The 17,678-nt window shown below is 64.5% G+C and carries 17 protein-coding genes; 4 read left to right on the top strand and 13 right to left on the bottom strand.

Annotation, left to right across the window (positions count from 1 at the left end):
• Nucleotides 1–14: 14 nt before the first annotated feature.
• Nucleotides 15–461, bottom strand: a complete 447-nt coding sequence (locus tag Q9K02_RS02060; protein ID WP_278329141.1) for a DUF3576 domain-containing protein — start codon at nt 459–461, stop codon at nt 15–17.
• A 347-nt stretch (nt 462–808) separates the two neighbouring features.
• On the opposite strand from Q9K02_RS02060, the gene Q9K02_RS02055 reads away from it, so the two are divergent.
• Together Q9K02_RS02055 and phbB are read left to right on the top strand one after the other, a co-directional pair.
• Complete coding sequence (locus Q9K02_RS02055) at nt 809–1,567, top strand: hypothetical protein (RefSeq protein WP_305931382.1); 759 nt, start codon at nt 809–811, stop codon at nt 1,565–1,567.
• A 132-nt stretch (nt 1,568–1,699) separates the two neighbouring features.
• The gene (phbB, locus tag Q9K02_RS02050; protein WP_305931381.1) at nt 1,700–2,425 is read left to right on the top strand and encodes an acetoacetyl-CoA reductase; all 726 of its coding nucleotides are present in this window, start codon (nt 1,700–1,702) and stop codon (nt 2,423–2,425) included.
• A gap of 48 nt (nt 2,426–2,473) precedes the next feature.
• On the opposite strand, the gene Q9K02_RS02045 is transcribed toward phbB, so the two are convergent.
• The gene (locus Q9K02_RS02045; RefSeq protein ID WP_305931380.1) at nt 2,474–3,229 is read right to left on the bottom strand and encodes a helix-turn-helix domain-containing protein; all 756 of its coding nucleotides are present in this window, start codon (nt 3,227–3,229) and stop codon (nt 2,474–2,476) included.
• An 85-nt stretch (nt 3,230–3,314) separates the two neighbouring features.
• On the opposite strand from Q9K02_RS02045, the gene Q9K02_RS02040 reads away from it, so the two are divergent.
• A complete protein-coding gene (locus Q9K02_RS02040; RefSeq protein WP_305931379.1) occupies nt 3,315–3,584 on the top strand; it encodes a ribbon-helix-helix domain-containing protein in 270 nt (89 codons plus the stop codon).
• A gap of 21 nt (nt 3,585–3,605) precedes the next feature.
• Here the strand turns inward: Q9K02_RS02040 and Q9K02_RS02035 are convergent, their stop codons facing one another.
• Together Q9K02_RS02035 and murA are read right to left on the bottom strand one after the other, a co-directional pair.
• On the bottom strand, nt 3,606–3,830 hold the full coding sequence (locus tag Q9K02_RS02035; protein WP_305931378.1) for a hypothetical protein: 225 nt from the start codon (nt 3,828–3,830) through the stop codon (nt 3,606–3,608).
• A gap of 70 nt (nt 3,831–3,900) precedes the next feature.
• Nucleotides 3,901–5,184 carry a UDP-N-acetylglucosamine 1-carboxyvinyltransferase gene (gene murA / locus Q9K02_RS02030; RefSeq protein WP_305931377.1) on the bottom strand — a complete coding sequence of 428 codons (1,284 nt, stop codon included), beginning with the start codon at nt 5,182–5,184 and terminating at the stop codon, nt 3,901–3,903.
• A 127-nt stretch (nt 5,185–5,311) separates the two neighbouring features.
• Between murA and galU the strand changes: the two genes are divergently transcribed.
• Nucleotides 5,312–6,217, top strand: coding sequence for a UTP--glucose-1-phosphate uridylyltransferase GalU (gene galU, locus Q9K02_RS02025; protein ID WP_305931376.1), 906 nt, complete (start codon nt 5,312–5,314; stop codon nt 6,215–6,217).
• Nucleotides 6,218–6,219: 2 nt separating this feature from the next.
• Here galU and Q9K02_RS02020 read toward each other — a convergent pair whose 3' ends face one another.
• The 9 genes from Q9K02_RS02020 to glnE form a co-directional block, all read right to left on the bottom strand.
• Nucleotides 6,220–7,119 carry an ATP-grasp domain-containing protein gene (locus tag Q9K02_RS02020; protein WP_305931375.1) on the bottom strand — a complete coding sequence of 300 codons (900 nt, stop codon included), beginning with the start codon at nt 7,117–7,119 and terminating at the stop codon, nt 6,220–6,222.
• Nucleotides 7,120–7,164: 45 nt separating this feature from the next.
• Entirely contained in the window at nt 7,165–8,895 is a 1,731-nt protein-coding gene (locus Q9K02_RS02015) for a flotillin family protein (protein ID WP_422785438.1), read from the bottom strand.
• 42 nt (nt 8,896–8,937) lie between these two features.
• Nucleotides 8,938–9,576 carry a YqiJ family protein gene (locus tag Q9K02_RS02010; RefSeq protein WP_305931373.1) on the bottom strand — a complete coding sequence of 213 codons (639 nt, stop codon included), beginning with the start codon at nt 9,574–9,576 and terminating at the stop codon, nt 8,938–8,940.
• Between the two features lie 207 nt (nt 9,577–9,783).
• On the bottom strand, nt 9,784–11,085 hold the full coding sequence (locus tag Q9K02_RS02005; protein ID WP_305933425.1) for a cytochrome P450: 1,302 nt from the start codon (nt 11,083–11,085) through the stop codon (nt 9,784–9,786).
• Entirely contained in the window at nt 11,085–12,632 is a 1,548-nt protein-coding gene (locus Q9K02_RS02000; RefSeq protein ID WP_305931372.1) for an acyl-CoA synthetase, read from the bottom strand. Before Q9K02_RS02000 ends, Q9K02_RS02005 begins: the two co-directional genes overlap by 1 nt.
• Nucleotides 12,633–12,800: 168 nt before the next feature.
• A complete protein-coding gene (locus Q9K02_RS01995) occupies nt 12,801–13,481 on the bottom strand; it encodes a M23 family metallopeptidase (protein ID WP_305931371.1) in 681 nt (226 codons plus the stop codon).
• Nucleotides 13,482–13,560: 79 nt separating this feature from the next.
• Complete coding sequence (locus tag Q9K02_RS01990; protein ID WP_305931370.1) at nt 13,561–14,433, bottom strand: ferritin-like domain-containing protein; 873 nt, start codon at nt 14,431–14,433, stop codon at nt 13,561–13,563.
• Nucleotides 14,433–14,906 (bottom strand): peroxiredoxin, encoded by a 474-nt coding sequence (locus Q9K02_RS01985; RefSeq protein ID WP_305931369.1) that lies wholly within the window; start codon nt 14,904–14,906, stop codon nt 14,433–14,435. The genes Q9K02_RS01990 and Q9K02_RS01985 overlap by 1 nt, the downstream gene beginning before the upstream one ends.
• On the bottom strand, nt 14,903–17,584 hold the full coding sequence (gene glnE, locus Q9K02_RS01980; RefSeq protein WP_305931368.1) for a bifunctional [glutamate--ammonia ligase]-adenylyl-L-tyrosine phosphorylase/[glutamate--ammonia-ligase] adenylyltransferase: 2,682 nt from the start codon (nt 17,582–17,584) through the stop codon (nt 14,903–14,905). Before glnE ends, Q9K02_RS01985 begins: the two co-directional genes overlap by 4 nt.
• Nucleotides 17,585–17,678: the final 94 nt, after the last annotated feature.

Below are 17,678 nucleotides of genomic sequence, written 5' to 3'. Positions count from 1 at the left end.
GATTTAAAGGCGGTTTAGCTGACGGCCTGGCGGCGCAATTCGCGCGCCTTGGTCAGGATGATGTCTTCCAGCTTCTGCACGGTCGCCGCCTGCACCGGTGCATCGACCCAGCCACCGCCCTGCGCAACTTGGCGGCTGGCGGCAACACGCAGCGCATCGGCGCGCAAATCCTGGTCGAGGATCGTAATCGTCACCTTCACGCGCTCGCCCGGATTGCTGGGATTGGCGTACCAGTCGGTCACGATCACACCACCATTGCTATCCGCCTGCAGCAGCGGGGCGAAGCTGACCGCTTCGAGCGAAGCGCGCCAGAGATAGGAATTCACGCCGATCGTCGTGACCTGCGAGGCGGCCAGATCGGCCTCGGGCCGCTCGCCACCGCCGCACGCTGCGAGGGTGGCGCTGGCGGCCAGCGCCATGGCGAGGGTGGCAGGGCGGGGGAGATTGGCGAAAGCGCTCATGTTCATCCTTAGCATTTCCAGCCGCTTTTCCACGGCGATGATCTTTCCGGCTCTATAAAGCCTGAGAAGGCGCGGGCAAGTTTTCCCAACCGCCCGCACCGTTCTGCCACGGGCAGCCGTGAATGCGTCCTGAATTTCCAGGCCGCCGAAGCCTTTGTGGGCAAAGCGCAACACTTTCTCGCAATCGAAAGGCGGGCCCTGTGGAAAAGCTGGCCATGCGTGCAAAGCGTCCATAGGTTGTCGAAACGATAACGACTGCGGAACGAGTCGCGTCAGGGTGCATTCAGGCCCTGTTCGATAAATTCCGATGTTTCTGATGGTCGCCGACAGGGAAGAGTGAACGGATAATGGGACGCAAGGTCAACAGCATCAGCGCAAGGCGGGCGATCCCCGTGGCGTTGGCCGCTGCCGGGCTTGCACTGGCCATTCCGGGCGCGGGCCTTGCGGTCGGCACAGGTAATAGCGCAATCGAAGCGGCCGACATCGTGTCGCTGCCTTTCACCCCCGCCAATATCGATCCGCAGCTGGCTCGCCAAGTGGCCGCGATCATCGGCGAGGATGGCCTGCGCTTCACTCCCGCCACCAAGATCCAGCGCCAGGCCGAGCGCACGGTCACCGTGGCGGTGCGGGTCGACGATGCGACGGCGCGGGCGATTTCCTTCCGCACCGCACCCACCTCCGTCGGTGCAGAGCAAGGCCGTGAACGCGCGCTCGAAATCGCGCCGACTCGCTACAATCTGGGCATCGCCCGCGGTTATCAGGGCTTCGCCCAGCCGGAGAAGACTGCGACGCTGCCAACTGGCGTGCGTGACCTGTCGATGCCCGACCTGTCGACCTATCGCCCGGCGGAAGAAACCTCCGGCAAGCCCAGCCGCTTCGGATCGCGCCTCGCGATCGAGAGCGACAGCAAGGCTGGACGCTCGCCCCGCACTCTGGAAGGCCTCGGCGAACAGAGCGTCGATCTGCAGGGTTCGTATCGCGTGAAGGGCAATCTCAACGTGACCGCAGGCGTCCGCCTGTCGCAGGATCGCAATCGCCTCTCGCCGCTGACCGATGGGGTCGAGGACGACCAGGCCGTCTACGTCGGAACGCAGCTGCGCTTCTGATCGGGCTTTAGCCCTCCGTAACAGATTGAATACGATTGTTCGGAGCCCCCGCGCTGCCGAATGGCTTTGCGTGCTTTCGATTCTCTGCCAAGACCGTTCGCAAACGCTACGGAAAGCTTGGGAGAGCGAAATATGGGACGTGTTGCTATCGTAACCGGAGGAACGCGCGGAATCGGTCGCGCGATCTGCGAACGGCTACGCGACGAGCGCGGCTGCACCGTCGTCGCCAATTATGCTGGCAATGACGACGCGGCGAAGAAGTTCACCGACGACACCGGCATCCCGACGGTCAAGTTCGATGTCGGCGATTACGAGGCCGTGCAAGCCGCGTGCAAGACCGTCGAGGAAAAGCACGGACCGATCGAAATCGTCGTCAATAATGCCGGCATCACACGCGACGGCACGCTTCTCAAGATGAGCTACGAGGATTGGGACGCGGTCATGCGCACCAATCTCGGTGGCTGCTTTAACATGGCCAAGGCGACTTTCGCGGGGATGAAGGAGCGCGGCTGGGGCCGGATCGTCAACATCGGATCGATCAACGGGCAGGCAGGGCAATACGGCCAGGTCAATTATGCCGCTGCCAAGTCCGGGATCCACGGCTTTACCAAGGCCTTGGCCCAGGAAGGCGCGCGCTTCGGCATTACGGTGAATGCCATCGCTCCGGGTTATATCGACACCGACATGGTGGCCGCCGTGCCCGAGCCGGTGCTGGAAAAGATAGTCGCCAAGATCCCCGTCGGCCGCCTCGGCCAGGCCAGCGAAATCGCGCGCGGGGTGAGCTTCCTGTGCTCCGAACATGCCGAATTCGTGACCGGCTCGACCATGAGCATCAATGGCGGCCAGCACATGTATTGATCGCAACAGGGCGCGTGCACCCTTGGTGCGGCGCTCCCTGCACGTGCTTCACGTCACATAGATGCCGGCAACTTTCCAAACGCCATCCTCGGACACCATCGACACTGTCTCCGTCATGCCGGGACTATTTGCGTAGTCTGTGCGAAATCTGACAATTACGATTCCTTGCGGCGAAGGCACATCGTCGACGCCGAGAAACTGCCGCGACTTGGTAGCACCGAGATTTCCCTGAACCTGATTCGCCGTTTCGCTCCATAGCTCGAGCGTGTTCGCGTTCCGAAAAGAAGCGGCGGTCTCGGCGTAGCTTGCTTTCCAGTCGCGCGCATCGACCAAGGCAAGCCAATCGCGTGCTGCGGCCTCGATTGCAGTATCTCGAGCCTGCAAGTCGGTGTCCGCCGAACCGGCCTCGCCATTCGCGAGCGGGGTACCAAGCAGTAGTATTGCAGCAAAGATGGACATGGCAAAACCTCCAATTACCAGGGCGACGCCGCGCCCGTTTGCCCACCTGCCTGACTGACGGGTTTCGGGCACATCACCGAAATCGGGTTTTCCCCCACGCCCGGCATCCCCCAAATCCTTGTCCGCAAAACTTTCGTAGCCCCCGCCCTCGCTCTCGAACAGCAGCCGCGCCGCCTCGCGGCTGCTCGTCACGCCCAGCTTGCGGCGCGCCACGCGCAGGCGTTCGTTGATCGTGTGCACCGACAGGTCGAGCTCTGCCGCCATGCTCTTTGCGTCGTGCCCGCGCACGATCAGGCGCAGCGTCTGCTTTTCTTTGTCGGTCAGCTCATCCAGCGCCTGCTCCATGCCCCAGACCTACGATTGCCACCTCTGGCCAGCCACCCCAAAAAATTCGTGGGCGCGGGGTCCGGTGGTTTGTAGAGGGAGGGCGATGATTCCCCCCTACCATCCACCCAAGAAGTATTCCGTCCGGATCGCCGGACATCGCACCTCGATCAGTCTCGAGCCGCTGTTCTGGGAAATGCTCGGCAAGGCGGCTTATGCCCGCGCACAGTCCATCAACGCGCTGGTCGCAGAAATCGATGCCGAGCGTATCCAGGCTGAAAACCCGCCAGGTCTCGCGGGGGCGATCCGGATCTGGCTGGTCACCCACGAAAAAAGCGGCTGGATCGCTCCAGCCGCTCTTCCGTCCGGCAACTAGCCGGAAAATGATTACGCCGCGTCAGTATTTCGCGGTAGCGTCGCTCGCCGGATAGGTCTCGTCGAGCGCTTCGTCGGTCGAGCTCATCCGGTCGTGCGACGCAGTCGAGGCTGCGCCTGCATTGCGGAACTTGCCTTCCGGTTCACCGCCGGCAAAGGCAACGCCGTTTTCGTCGACACGGTTCTTTTCGTAATAGCGATATCCGGCGTATCCGAGACCGCCGAGGGCGAGAAGCTTGAGCAACATGATTACGACTCCTTGAATTGGGTTACCCCAAAGCAACGAGTGCGCGGCGGGAAAGGTCCTGACACAGTGCTCAGTCGTCGCCCACACGTTCGATATCAGCGCCGACCAGCTGAAGTTTCTCCTCCAGCCGCTCGTAACCGCGGTCGAGGTGGTAGAGGCGACGGACGGTCGTCTCTCCTTGTGCTGCCAGCCCGGCGATCACCAGGCTCATCGAAGCGCGCAAGTCTGTCGCCATGACTTCCGCCCCGGTCAGCTCGCATGGGCCGCGCACGATCGCGGTGCGTCCTTCGGTTTCGATATCTGCGCCCATCCGTGCCAGTTCGGGCACATGCATGAAGCGATTTTCGAAGATCGTTTCCTTGAGCACGCTGGTGCCTTCGGCCTTGCACAGCAGGCTCATCAATTGCGCCTGCATGTCGGTCGCAAGGCCCGGGAAAGGGGCCGTCGTCAGATTGTATGCCTTCAGCGGTCCGTTGGCGGCTATTTTCACGCCGTCCTTTTCGGTTTCGACCTCGACGCCGATGTTACGCAGGGCATGCAGCGTAGAGCCCATGTCCCCCGCATCCGCGCCTTGCAGCATCACCTCGCCGCCCGTTATTGCGGCGGCGCAGGCGTAGGACCCGGCTTCGATCCGATCGGGCATCACGCGATAGGTCGCCCCGTGGAGCTTCTTCACCCCGTGGATCGTCAGTTCGGACGTACCCACACCCTCGATCTCCGCGCCCATGCCGGTGAGCAGATTGCACAAGTCCACGATTTCCGGCTCGCGCGCGGCATTGCGCAGCACGCTGGTACCATTGCACAGCACCGCGGCCATCACCGCATTCTCGGTCGCGCCGACCGACACCACGGGAAAATCGAAATCCCCGCCCGGCAGGCCGCCGTCGGGCGCACTGGCCTTCACATAGCCCTGCGCCAGTTCGATCTGCGCACCGAACGCCTCCAGCGCCTTCAGGTGCAGGTCGATCGGCCGGTTGCCGATGGCGCAGCCGCCCGGCAGCGAAACCGTCGCCTCGCCGGTGCGCGCCAGCAGTGGGCCGAGCACGAGAATCGAGGCGCGCATCTTGCGCACCAGATCGTAAGGCGCGACCGAGCTGGTGATGCGCATGGCTTCAAGCGTGACGTTCCGTCCGAATTCCTCCGGCCGCTTGCCCGGAATCGTGTGGCTGACGCCGAATTGCGTCATCAGATGCTGGAAGCCATCGATATCCGCCAGCCGCGGCAGGTTGCGCAGGGTCACCGCCTCTTCGGTCAACAGCGCACAGGGTATCAGCGTGAGCGCGGCGTTTTTCGCGCCCGAAATGGGAATGGTCCCGGAAAGGCGATTGCCGCCGCGTACGATCAGTTTGTCCATGCCGTCTCCTTAGTCGCACGCGCGCCGCTGGCAAGCGTCACACCGGTGTTACAAAAAGCATCCAGCTGGCCGCGCGCTTAACCTATGGCAATTGACCCCCTTCGATAGCGGACCTACGCCCTCGCCCATGACCCACCACGAAACTTCGCAGCATAAACCCATCAGGAAGGCGGTGTTTCCCGTCGCCGGCTTGGGCACTCGCTTCCTTCCCGCGACCAAGGCCATCCCGAAAGAACTGCTGCCCATCGTCGATCGCCCGCTGATCCAGTATGCGGTGGACGAGGCGCGCGAGGCGGGGATCGAACAGATCATCTTCGTTACCGGCCGCGGCAAGACCGCGATCGTCGAACATTTCGACGTCGCCTACGAGCTCGAGTCGACGTTGGAAGAGCGCGGCAAGGACATGACCGTGCTGGACCCGACACGAGCCACGCCGGGCGATATCATCACCGTGCGCCAGCAGGTGCCGCTGGGCCTCGGCCACGCGATCTGGTGCGCCCGCGCCATCGTCGGCGACGAGCCCTTCGCCATTCTTCTGCCCGACGAGCTGATGGTCGCGCAGAAGGGCGGCGGGACCGGCTGCATGAAACAGATGGTCGACGCCTACAACGAAGTCGGCGGCAATCTGATCTCGGTGCTCGAAGTGCCGCAGGACGAGGTTTCCAGCTATGGCGTGATCGCGCCGGGCGAAACCAAGTCGGACACACTGACCGAGGTTACCGGCCTGGTGGAAAAGCCGCCGGTCGCGGATGCCCCGTCGAACAAGATCATCTCCGGCCGCTACATTCTCCAGCCCGAAGTCATGCGTGTGCTGGAAGACCAGGAAAAGGGCGCGGGCGGGGAGATCCAGCTGACCGATGCGATGGCCCGGATGATCGGCAATCAGGCCTTCCACGCGGTGACCTTTGCCGGCCGCCGCTTCGACTGCGGCAGCAAGACCGGCTTCGTCGAGGCGACGCTGGCGCTGGCGCTGGAGCGGGAGGACATGGGCGAAGAGGTCCGCGAGATGGCGGAGCGGTTGCTGGCGGAGTAGAGTTAAGCACTCCCTGATTTGCCGATCATGTCGACAGCATCCGCGAACAGCCGCATGTCGTTCGCGTAGAAGCCGGCCGAGGAAACCGAATTGGTCTCGATGATCTTGAGGCCGGCCGGTGTATCGGCGACGTCGATGCAGATCGCACGGCGGGGCTGCCATTCTGCGACCCGTTCCTCGACGAATCGGACGATCCGGTTACCGACCTCGGGAGATTCCGCCCAGGTTTTGCCTGTCCTGTATCGCGACCCCGTCACGAACCGACCATCGACTATTATGCAGCGGTATTCTGACCAGATGGGGATGGCCGGAGCTGCAATGACGGCGGTTTCGGTTGTCGCCTTCGATCGCCCCGGATCGTCGAGGATATCCCGCCGCCAGTTCTCAAAATCGTCCGTCTTGAGCACCGTTCCTGAGAACGCCTTGCCCGCCTGATCGGGCCGGATGAAGAATTCGTCGCAGGCGGGCGGTTCGATCGTTCCGAGTTTACCGAAACGAGCTCCGGCATTCAGCATGTGCTCGCCCCAGTTATCGATACATTCCTCCTGCGAGGGTGCGTCGATGAAGCCAGGTTGCCAGCCATGCGCGTCGCTAACCGCCCGCATGGACGTCGTCCCGAGAACGAAAACGGGTCCTTCGATGGGATCAAGCATGATCGGCTTGTGCTGTCCGGTCTCGTCCAGATCGTCGTGCATCGCGATCAGATAGCCGACTTCCGGCGGCTTTCTCACCAGTGTGTAGGGAATTGCACGCAATTCCAGATGATCCAGAAGTATCGGGAAGCTGGGTTCCCGCCTCAAGCCTTCATTGATTATCCAATGCATTTCGACCCCTTTCCACTTTTTCCATAAATTGCTCGGGTTATGGAACTGTTGCACTCGGGGTGTTGGCCGAGAATGCAAAAAAGGGGACGCCGTGGCGCCCCCTTTCCCGTTGAGATCCCTTAATCAGGCTTTGGATGCGTCGCCTTCGCCATTCGTCTTGGCGGGCTTCTCGGCTTTCGTTTCGACCTCTTCGACCTGCTCGGCAATGTCGTCGAGCACTTCGGCCAGGCGCGGGGTCTCTTTGGGAGCCTCGGCCTGCGCCGGGCCCTTCACCAGCCCGTCGAGCGAGGAGCCGTCCAGCCCCAGCTCCTTCATCAGCCCGTCGAGCACCGGAGCCTGCGCACGGTAGGCCAGCGCGGCGCTGACCGCATCGGTCGCGAGGTTGCCGGAACCGCCGCCCGATCCGCCTGCACCGCCCGACGACTTTCCGCCGCCATTGGTGAGGCCGTCGACCTGGACGATCTTGATGCTCTCGATCGCTTCCATCGGCTTGGCGCTCTCGCGCACCAAGTCGGGCATGACCTTGAGCAGGGCCAGCTTGGTCTGCAGGCTGATCTGGTCGGACGACAGGATGTTCGCCGCCTCGTTGATCGCCCGCTGACCGGCGGCCTCGACTTCGAAGCGCACGCGGGCGGCTTCGGCCCGCAGCTTCTCGGCCTCGGCCTCGCCCTGCGCTTCCAGCCGCAGTGCTTCGGCGCGGTTGGTCGCGGCGTCCTTTTCCGCCTCGGCTTCGACGCGGACGCTGATCGCATCGCGCTCCGCCTGCTTGGAGGCTTCGATCAGTTCGATCCGCTTCTGACGCTCGGCGATCTCGGTCTCCCGGCTGGTCGCGACCTGTTCTTCGGCTGCGACGGCCTTGGCACGGGCCTCGTCGGCTTCGGCCTTGGCCTGGCTTTCCTCGCGAGACTTGTTTTGCACCGCGATCTGCTGTTCCTGCCGCGCGATTTCGAGGGCGCGCTGCTGGTCGATCCGGGCCTCTTCGACGAGCCGGTCCGCCTCGATCTGCTGGGCATCGACCTGCTTCTTGGCCTCGATCCGCGCAGCATCGGCTTCGCGGGTCCGCTCGGCCTGTTCGCGGGCGATCTCCGAGCTCTGCGCGGCACGCCGGACCTCGACCTCGCGCTCCTGCTCCAGCCGTGCATACTCGGTGTCGCGGCTGATCTGGAAGCTGCGCGCATCGGCTTCGAGGTTCTTGGCCTCCATCTGCACGCGCGTGTCCTGCTCGATGTCGTTGCGCAGCTTTTTGCGCGCCTCGATCTGCTCGGTCAGCTTGGTCAGGCCTTCGGCGTCGAAGGCATTGTTGGCGTTGAAGTGCTCGATGCTCGTCTGGTCGAGCCCGGTCAACGAGACCGACTCCAGCTCCAGCCCGTTCATGGCAAGGTCGTTGGACGACACCTGCTGCACCTTTTGCACGAAGTCGGCACGCTGTTCGTGCAGCTCGTTCATGGTCATGCCCGCCGCGACCGAGCGCAGCGCGTCGACGAACTTGCCCTCGACCAGGTCCTTGAGCATTTCCGGCTGCATCGTGCGCTGGCCGAGCGTCTGCGCCGCCATGGCGATCGCTTCGCTATCGGGCTTCACGCGGACGTAGAATTCCGCCTTCACGTCGATCCGCAGGCGGTCGAGCGTGATGAGCGCCTCGCCGTCGCGGCGGACGACCGAGAGTACCAGCGTGTTCATGTTCACCGGCATGGTCTCATGGAACACCGGCAGCACCAGCGCGCCGCCGTTCATCACGACCTTCTCGCCGCCGACACCGGTCCGCACGAAGGCGATTTCCTTCGACGCACGGCGGTACATCTTCAGCAGGAAGGTGATGATGATGATGCCGAGTAGAGTGGCACCTCCGATCATGACCAGCGATGTTCCAAACAGATTGTCCATTACCCCTCCTTCTTACGAACTGTGTGTTGGCGACAGGCGGCGCTCGGCAAGCGCGGTCGCATAGAACTGGTTGCCCTCGCGGCGGACGAGCAGCACCTCGTCTCCCGCGTGGATTTCGGACGCTGCCTCATGCGGTTCCACCATTACGTGATGGGTCTGCCCGTGAATGTCCTTCACCTTGGCGCGAGCGGGCGAATTAACCCGCGCCACGCCATCGGTGATCGTCGCCCGGCGACCGATCAGGCTTTCGGTGCTGACGGCCGTCGTGTGATCCTTGGGCATGACATGCCCCAGCGGCCGCGCGAAGACGCCCGTCACGGGGAGGGCTGCCGCCCCGGCGAAAAGGGCCGCGAGCCAGCTGTAGAGCGGGCTGCCGGTGAGGCTTTGCGCAAGCTCCTGGATCGACAGGCCGATGCCGGCGAACAGGAACAGGAACAGCGCCAGCCAAATGGTCAGCGGCACGCGCCCGATGCCGAGCAGCGTCAGCAGCCCGTCGAACATGCTGGCGTCCGGCATGCCGTCGGCGTCGCCGCCCGAATCGAGATCCGCATCGCCGAAATCCGCGACACCGATCAGCTGGACGACGGCCAGGACGAGCATCACCACCAACGCCGCCGCAAAGGGCAGGTTGTGCGGTTCGAGCAATGTCATGTGACCCCCTTCCAGATGCGCAGGACTATCCATCTCCGACCGGGCCGAAAGCGCGTCGTCCTACTGTTTTAATCATGTGGAACACTTAGCAGAATTCGCGCGAATTGGCGAGGAGAATCGGAACTCACGCGTACGATTTTCGCCGCGATTACTGGGCGCGAGGTGTGGCGCGACTTGGACCGCGACGCCGCCGCGAGCCTCGGGACTTCAGGCGGCGGTGAAGCGCAGCGGCAGCGTCTTCAAACCGCCGACGAAGGTTGATTTCGACCGCGCCGGTTCGCCTGCCAGTTCGATGCTGTCGATCCGGTCGAGCAGGGTTTCGAACAGGATGCGCATCTCCAGCCGTGCGAGATGCAGGCCGAGGCATTGGTGCGCGCCCGCCCCGAAGGCGAGGTGGCGATTGGGGCTTCGCGCCGCATCGAACTTGCGCGGGTCATCGAACACGCTGGGATCGTGGTTGGCGGCGACATAGTTCATCATCAGCCAGTCGCCCTTGGCGATCGCCTGCCCGCCAACTTCGGTGTCTTCCGCCGCCGTGCGCATGAAATGCTGCACCGGAGTAGTCCAGCGGATGGCTTCCTCGACGATCCCGCCGAGGAGCGAGCGGTCGGCCTTGACCCGCGCCCATTGCTCGGGGTCCTGCGCCAATGCGAGCATGGCGCCCGCCGTGCTGGCGCTGGTGGTGTCGTGCCCGGCAGCGGCGAGGATGATGTAATAGCCCATCATGTCGCGATCGTTGAGCGGTTCCCCGTCGATCACCGCATTGGCGATCGTGCTGGCGACATCGTCGGTCGGATTGGCGCGCCTTTCCGCGGTCAACTTGGCGAAATAGGCTTCGAAATCCGCGACGGCTCCGGCCACCAGCTGGGTGACAGCCTCGGGCGGCAGGTCCTTGATGCCCGACTGGTTGAGATCGTCGTCCTGCCCGCCGAACAATTGCTGGGTCAGCATCAGCATGCGCGGCTCGTCCTCCTCGGGCACGCCCATGATCTGCATGACGACGTGCAGCGGATAGGGCGCGCTGACGAGCTTGCAGAAATCGGCTTCCGGACCTGCCGCAATCAACCGATCGACTGCATCCTGCGCAATTCCGCGGATCTCATCTTCGACGGTGCGCAGATTCTTGGGCATGAACCAGTCCTGCGTCAGCTTGCGATATTTTCGGTGCGTATCGCCGTCGAAGGTGACGAGGCTGGCGACGAGATGCTCGCTACCGCCGGTCATCGCCTTGGCGAATTCGATCCCCTCGGTCAGGCTGAAGACCACCGTATGCGGATTGTTGAGGAAGGTCGCATTGTCCTTCGACATGCGCATGACGTCATCATACCGCGTGACCAGCCAGAAGGGCGGATGGGCATGGTCGTTCTGCGATTCGACCCAGGCGACCGGCGTTTCCTCCCGCAGGCGGTCGAACGTATCGAGCAGCGGATCCCATGCGGCATAGCTGGCCGGATCGATGACCGTCCGTGCAGTCGCCGGGTCGAGCGTGGGCCGGTCCCTGGTCGCCATCATGCCTGCTCCGTCTGTTCTTCGGCCATCGCCAAATACTCGTCGCGCAGCTCGCGCTTGTAGAGCTTGCCGTTCGCCTCGCGCGGCAGGTCGGGCCGGAAGTCGAACAGCTTGGGCATCTTGATCTTGGCGAGGCTGGGCGCGAGGAAATCGCGCAGTTCCGCCTCGAGCCCGTCCCCGGCCTCGCCCATATCCATCGGCTGCACCACGGCGACGACCTTCTCGCCGAAATCGGGGCAGGGCGCACCGATCACGGCAGCGTCCATCACCTTGTCATGGGTGACGAGCAGGTTCTCGATCTCCTGCGGGTAGATGTTCACCCCGCCGCTGATGATCATGTGGCTCTTGCGGTCGGTGAGGTAGAGATAGCCGTCTTCGTCCACGTGGCCGATATCGCCAAGCGTCATCCAGCCCTTGGGATGCATCGCCTCGCGCGTTTTTTCCGGGTCGTTGTGATAGGTCGGGATGAGGTCGTTTTCGAAGTAGAGAAGCCCGTCGTGCCCGGCAGGCACTTCCTCGCCATTCTCGTCGCAGACATGCAGCGTGCCGTGGATCGCCTTGCCGACGCTGCCGGGATGGTCGAGCCAGTCTTCCGCCTTGATCAGAGTCATGCCGATACCTTCGGACCCGGCGTAATATTCGTTGATGATCGGCCCCCACCATTCGATCATCTCGCGCTTGATCGGCACGGGGCAGGGCGCGGCGGCGTGGAGCGCGCGCTGGTGGCTCGACAGATCGTAGCCCTCGCGCTGTTCCGGTTCGAGCTTGAGCATGCGGACGAAATGCGTCGGCACCCACTGGCTGTCGGTCACTTTGTATTTCTCGATGGTCGCCAGCGCGCTTTCGGGATCGAATTTCTCCATCACCACGACCGTGCCGCCAAGACGATGCGCGGTCGTGCACCAGCCGAGCGGGGCGGCGTGATAGAGCGGCGCGGGCGACAGATAGACCATCGAGCCGTCGGCCGGCATGCCTGCGCCCATCACTGCCAGGCCGACCAGCGGGTTCACGGCCTGGATGTCGTCATCCGCCGGCGGAGCGGGGCGCACGCCCTTTGGCCGCCCGGTCGTGCCGCTGGAATAGAGCATGTACTGCCCGGGCAACTGGTCCGCGATCGGCTCTGCGGGCTGGGCTGCGAGCGCATCCTCCAGGCTCTCGTCGCCCTCCCCGCCAGCAATCAGCATGGGTATATCCGGGCACTCGCCGCGGATGTCGCCCAGCACGTCGTCGAAATAGGTCGAAGTGAGCAGCAGCTTCGTATCGCTGTCCTGCAGGATGTAGCAGATCTCCGGCGCAGTCAGGCGGGTGGAGATCGGCACCATCATAATGCCGCTGCGCTGCGCGCCCCAGACCATTTGCAGATAATGCGGGCTGTTCTCCATCAGGATCGCGACGTGATCGCCGCGGCCCAATCCGCGCGCGCGCATCAGCTGGGCGAAGCGGTTGGCATAGGCATCGAGCTCACCGTATGTGACGGTCTCTCCGCTCGAGGCCATGATGAGGGCGGGATGGTCGGGGCGCGCCTGCGCGTGAACGATCGGGTGCATGGGCTTCCTCTCTTTTCCGTCGGTCCGCATCTATCGGCGGGACTCGTCCGGTTGCCGGATGAAACCTACCCGACATGCGCGCATGAGCAAGGAAAATTGGGGCGCATGAGAAAAGGGGCCGCGGATCGCTCCGCAGCCCCTTTTCATCAATCCCGAAAGGCGTTTGCCTTATTCGTCGCCGCCGCCCTGGCCGCCTTCACCCATAGCAAGGGCATAGGCGCGCTGCGCTTCCGATTCGACCATGTAGGGAACCGGATTGACCGGCTTGCCGGCGATGCGGACTTCATAATGCAGGTGCGGGCCAGTCGAGCGGCCGGTCGAACCGACGTAACCGATCAGCTGGCCCTTCTTGACGCGCGTCCCCGAAGTAACGGCGATATCCGACATGTGGGCGAAGCGCGTCTGCAGGTCTGCGCCATGTTCGATCGAGACGTACTTGCCGTAGCTGGAGAACCACTCGGCCTTGCTGACGTAGCCGTCGGCAGTGGCGTAGATCGGCGTGCCGGTCGGCGCGGCGAGATCGACGCCATTGTGCGAGCGACGGCCGCCGAGCACCGGATGGGTGCGCATGCCGTAATCGCTGGTCAGGCGGGTATCGTCGAGCGGCATACGGCTCGGCACGGAAACCACGGCCTGCGCCGGTGCGGGGCGATCCAGTTCTTCCCACTTGGCGAACAACTGCTGGAACTGCGCGTCGTCACCCTTCTCGGTAACGCCGGAAACCTTCGACATGTCGATGGCGCCAACTGCGGCGGCGGTGTTCGTTTCGCCGGCATGTGCCGGTGCGGCGGCGATCGTAAGTCCTGCAGACATGATCGCCAGTGCGAGCGTGGTGCGCTTCGTAGCCATTGCTAAACCCGTCCGACGCCTCGGGGCGCCTTTTCCCGAGATGATCGAAGCGACGTCCCTGACGCCCCGTCACCTTTTTTCAGTCACTGCCGGAACCCCCCGGCGTCTCGTGAGTATTGGGTAACGGCGAAGAAGTTAACGAGGCAATAGGCCCGTAGAACTCCAGCGGTAGGCCGCCTGCCAAACGCGCCGAGTCGTTGAACGGCGGCTTCAGACCCCCTGAAAAGTGAACTCGGACAAGATTTTGCCACGTTTCGGGCGGCCTTTCGTCGCGCTTGGCGCACAGCTCGTGGAAGTGCCTTGACCCGATGCCCACGTGGCGAATCTCGTCGTCAAGGATTCGCTGCAGGATTTTCGCGCCGTTTCCGTCGCCCTGCGCGCGTACGCGCTCCAGCGTGGCGGGCGTTACATCGAGGCCGCGTGCCTCCAGCACCATCGGCACGATCGCGAGCCGCGCCGCCACGTCATGCGCCGTGTCCTGCGCTGCGCTCCACAAGCCATCGTGAGCGGGCAGCGCGCCGTAAGCCGAACCGAGCGTCTCCAGCTTTCGCGCAAGCAGGGCGAAATGCATCGCCTCGTCCGAGGCTACCGACAGGAAGTCGGACACGAAGCCCTCACCCATAGATTCGCCGAAGCGGCCCGCCATATCGAGCGCAAGGTCGATGGCAACGAATTCGATATGCGCGAGCGAATGCCACAGCGCGATGCGGTTGCGCTGCGAACCCATCTTGCCGCGCTTGGGCATGTCGCGCGGCGGAAGGAGTTCGAGGCTTTCCGGCCAGGCGGGCCGGTCGGGCATGGCGACGTCGAAGGCGAAATCGAGCCGGCCCAACCGCCAGTCGCGCGCCACCTGCCGCGCGGCGAAGACCTTCGCCGTCGGGTCCGCTGTCAGCAACGCCGCACGGATTGCGGCAGCCACAGTCTGGCGCGGGGACGTCAGCGTCATGGCCATCAGAGGGCGCGCGCGGCCTCCAGCACGTCTTCGGCATGGCCCTTGACCTTAACCTTCGGCCAGATGCGGGCGATCCTGCCGTCTTCGCCCAGCAAATAGGTCGAGCGGACCATGCCCATGAAGGTCTTCCCGTACATTTTCTTCTCCGCCCACACGCCGAGCGCGTCGGACAGCCCGCCCTCTTCCGCATCGGTCGCAAGATCGACCGTGAGATCATGCTTAGCGATGAAGTTCTGGTGCTTCTTGGGCGAATCCTTGCTGACGCCGAGCAGGGCTACGCCCGCCTTGTCGAATTCAGGCTTGAGCGCAGTGAAATCCTTCGCCTCGGTCGTGCAGCCGGGGGTGTTGTCCTTGGGGTAGAAGAAGATCACCGCCTTCTTCCCCTTGAAATCGGACGGGCGCACCGTGCCGCCATCGGGGGTTTCCATCGCGACATCGGGCATCGGATCGCCTTCGCCGGGGGGTGTGCTCATTCATCCATCTCCAGTGTTTCGCCGAATATCTCGCCCCACGCTGCCGCGACGTCACGCCGTGCCTGCGCGAAGCGGCCGGTGAGGCCATCAAAATCCTCGCACCCGCTCTGCCGCGCCAGGATTGCCGCCGCGGCATCGTTGGGGCGCGCAAGATCGGGTGCCAGCAGGCGCGTACCGACCAGCAGGCGCGTCATCAAGTCATGCGCCGGAGCGATCGTATCGGGCAGCAGGCCCTCTACGGCCAATGCGGCGATTGCATCGCCCAGACGCGGCGTCAGCGCGCTGCGGTGCTCGAGCTGAAGGAAGTGGACGAGGAACTCGATGTCCACCAGGCCGCCACGCAACAGCTTGGCGTCGAGTGGCCCACGTGCTTCCTTATGCCGCGCCATCTCGCCACGCATTTTGAGAACGTCCTTGCGCAGCTGCTCCGCGTCCCGCTCCATCTCGAGGATCGACGTCACGACGGACTGCACCTGATCGCGCGCCGCCTCGCTGCCCACCAGCACCCGCGCCCGCTCCAGCGCCATGTGCTCCCACGTCCACGCATCCTCGCGCTGGTAACGTGCGAAACTGTCGACGCTGACGGCGAGCGGGCCTTGCGCCCCCTGCGGTCGGAGGCGGGTGTCGACTTCGTAGAGCGCGCCCTGCGCGGTCGGGACACTGAGGGCGGCAGTCACCCTCTGGGCGAAGCGATTGAAATAGAGCGTCGCACCGAGCGGGCGCTCGCCATCGGATTCGGCGTCGTGCGATCCGGTGAAGAGGTAGATAATGTCGAGATCGGAGGCATGAGTGAGCAAGCCACCACCCAGGCGGCCCAAGCCCACGATGACGAGTTCGCTGCCCTCGATCCGCCCATGCTTGGCGGCGAATTCGTCCTCCGCCGCTGCCACCGCGACCTGCAGGGCCGCCTCCGCCGTTCGCGAAAGCGCTTCGGCAACGGCGATCGGATCGCGCGCGCCTTCGATCAGCTGGACCCCGAGCCCGAACCGCGATTCGCCCGTGACGATGCGGATGCGATCGAGCCGGTCCTCGTAATCGTCCCCCCGCTCGCGCTGTGCCATCGCCGATACCAATGCGGCCACATCGCCGGGCAGATCGAGCGCGGTTCGATCAATCAGCGCGTCGAGCAAATCCGGCCGCCGCGACAATTCGTCGGCCAGCGGCGGGGCGAGGGTGAGGCATTTTGCCAGCAGGTCGAACAGGCCGGGGCGCGCCTCTAGCAGGCGGAACAGGTTGATCGCGCTCGGCAGCCGGCCCAGCAGGGTCTCCCAGCGCGCCATGGTCCGCTCCGGATCGGCCGACGCCGCGACGGATTGGAGCAGGTCAGGCCGGATCGCATCGAAGGCCGCCAGCGCCGCCGGGCTGCGCAGGGGCGGATAGCGCCCGTCGCTCCATTCAGCCACGCGGGCGACGATCTCCTGCGGCACCGGAGCCGCAGCGGCGTCTGTGCCCGCCACGTGCAAGGCATGCCCCGGCACCGACACGCGATCTTCGTCGAGCAGGGCATCGAACCGCTCGCCCACCGGCGCCGTGACGTCATTCAGCAGCGCGACAAGCGCCGCGCCGTCATCCAGCCCGTGCAGCCGCGCGACATTGTCCAGCGCCTCGCCGGACGGGAGCGAGTGCGTCTGCTGGTCCCGCACCATCTGCAATCGGTGCTCGATGGTGCGCAGGGTGTCGTAACCCTCGCCCAGCACAAGCGCGTCTTCTTCCGCTATGCGCCCGCTTGCCGCCAGCGCGTCGAGCGCGGCGCGCGTTCCCCGCACGCGCAGCGATGGATCGCGCCCGCCATGAATGAGCTGGTGGGTCTGGGCGAAGAACTCGATCTCGCGGATGCCACCCCGCCCGAGCTTGAGATTGTAGCCCGGCCCGGGCTGTTGCGGCCCGCTCTGCTGCTCCCGGATGCGGCGCGTCAGGCGACGGATCTCGTCGATTGCTCCGAAATCGAGGCTGCGTCGCCACACGAAAGGGCGGATATGGTCGAGGAAGGCCTCGCCCGCTGCAATATCGCCCGCACAGGCGCGCGCACGAATGAAAGCCGCCCGCTCCCACGCCAGCGCAGAGCTCTCGTAATGCGCCGTGGCGGCATTGAGCGGCAGCGCCAGCGGGCTGACTTCGGATTGCGGACGCAGCCGCAGGTCGACGCGGAAGACATAGCCCAGCGGCGTCACTTCGGAGAGCAGGCGGACGACTTCGCGGGCATAGCGCTGCGCCGCCTCCCCCGGCTCGTCGCGCTCGCGGCGGGGCAGGGTTTCGGGATCGAACAGCAGGATCGGATCGATATCGGAGGAATAGTTGAGTTCGCCCGCGCCATGCTTGCCCAGCGCGAGGCCGATCATGCCTTCGTTGCGGGCATCCTCCACCCGCCGCGTTATCGCTGCGCCGATGGCGGCATGCAGCGCCCGGTCGGCGAAGGTCGACAGTTCGCGCATGACCTTGTCGAGGTCGAACGCCCCGGCGAGATCGCCCACCGCCAGCACCAGCGCGAGGCCGAGGCGTTCGCTGCGCAGCGCCGCCGCGACGTCACTTTCGCGCGTCCTCTTCGCCGCCAGCAGCGCATCCTCGCCGCGCCCCTGCTCCAGCATCGCAGCCAGATCCTCGCGCTTCTCCAGCGCGCGCGCCAGAAACGGCGCGTGAGTGTGCGCCCGATCGAGAGCGGAGGTCCAGTCGGCAGCCATCGCCGCTTCCCTGCCGCCACTGCGCCGCACGCGCAAGCTTGCCCTCGCGCCGCCATGCTGCAAGAAGCGCGGCCGAGAACGGGACACGAGAGAG

Origin of the sequence: Qipengyuania profundimaris, assembly GCF_030717945.1 — a bacterium.
Taxonomy (GTDB): Bacteria; Pseudomonadota; Alphaproteobacteria; order Sphingomonadales; family Sphingomonadaceae; genus Qipengyuania; species Qipengyuania profundimaris.
This window is presented reverse-complemented; position numbering and strand designations above follow the sequence as displayed.

What these genes read in the sequence shown, in the direction of transcription:
- Q9K02_RS02060 (WP_278329141.1), bottom strand. Translation starts at nt 461, where the DNA reads ATGAGCGCTTTCGCCAATCTCCCCCGCCCTGCCACCCTCGCCATGGCG.
- Q9K02_RS02005 (WP_305933425.1), bottom strand. Translation starts at nt 11,085, where the DNA reads ATGGCGACCAGGGACCGGCCCACGCTCGACCCGGCGACTGCACGGACG.
- Q9K02_RS02035 (WP_305931378.1), bottom strand. Translation starts at nt 3,830, where the DNA reads ATGTTGCTCAAGCTTCTCGCCCTCGGCGGTCTCGGATACGCCGGATAT.
- Q9K02_RS02040 (WP_305931379.1), top strand. Translation starts at nt 3,315, where the DNA reads ATGATTCCCCCCTACCATCCACCCAAGAAGTATTCCGTCCGGATCGCC.
- Q9K02_RS02015 (WP_422785438.1), bottom strand. Translation starts at nt 8,895, where the DNA reads ATGATCGGAGGTGCCACTCTACTCGGCATCATCATCATCACCTTCCTG.
- Q9K02_RS01990 (WP_305931370.1), bottom strand. Translation starts at nt 14,433, where the DNA reads ATGGCCATGACGCTGACGTCCCCGCGCCAGACTGTGGCTGCCGCAATC.
- Q9K02_RS02045 (WP_305931380.1), bottom strand. Translation starts at nt 3,229, where the DNA reads ATGGAGCAGGCGCTGGATGAGCTGACCGACAAAGAAAAGCAGACGCTG.
- Q9K02_RS01995 (WP_305931371.1), bottom strand. Translation starts at nt 13,481, where the DNA reads ATGGCTACGAAGCGCACCACGCTCGCACTGGCGATCATGTCTGCAGGA.
- murA (WP_305931377.1), bottom strand. Translation starts at nt 5,184, where the DNA reads ATGGACAAACTGATCGTACGCGGCGGCAATCGCCTTTCCGGGACCATT.
- galU (WP_305931376.1), top strand. Translation starts at nt 5,312, where the DNA reads ATGACCCACCACGAAACTTCGCAGCATAAACCCATCAGGAAGGCGGTG.
- Q9K02_RS02010 (WP_305931373.1), bottom strand. Translation starts at nt 9,576, where the DNA reads ATGACATTGCTCGAACCGCACAACCTGCCCTTTGCGGCGGCGTTGGTG.
- Q9K02_RS02055 (WP_305931382.1), top strand. Translation starts at nt 809, where the DNA reads ATGGGACGCAAGGTCAACAGCATCAGCGCAAGGCGGGCGATCCCCGTG.
- phbB (WP_305931381.1), top strand. Translation starts at nt 1,700, where the DNA reads ATGGGACGTGTTGCTATCGTAACCGGAGGAACGCGCGGAATCGGTCGC.
- glnE (WP_305931368.1), bottom strand. Translation starts at nt 17,584, where the DNA reads ATGGCTGCCGACTGGACCTCCGCTCTCGATCGGGCGCACACTCACGCG.
- Q9K02_RS01985 (WP_305931369.1), bottom strand. Translation starts at nt 14,906, where the DNA reads ATGAGCACACCCCCCGGCGAAGGCGATCCGATGCCCGATGTCGCGATG.
- Q9K02_RS02000 (WP_305931372.1), bottom strand. Translation starts at nt 12,632, where the DNA reads ATGCACCCGATCGTTCACGCGCAGGCGCGCCCCGACCATCCCGCCCTC.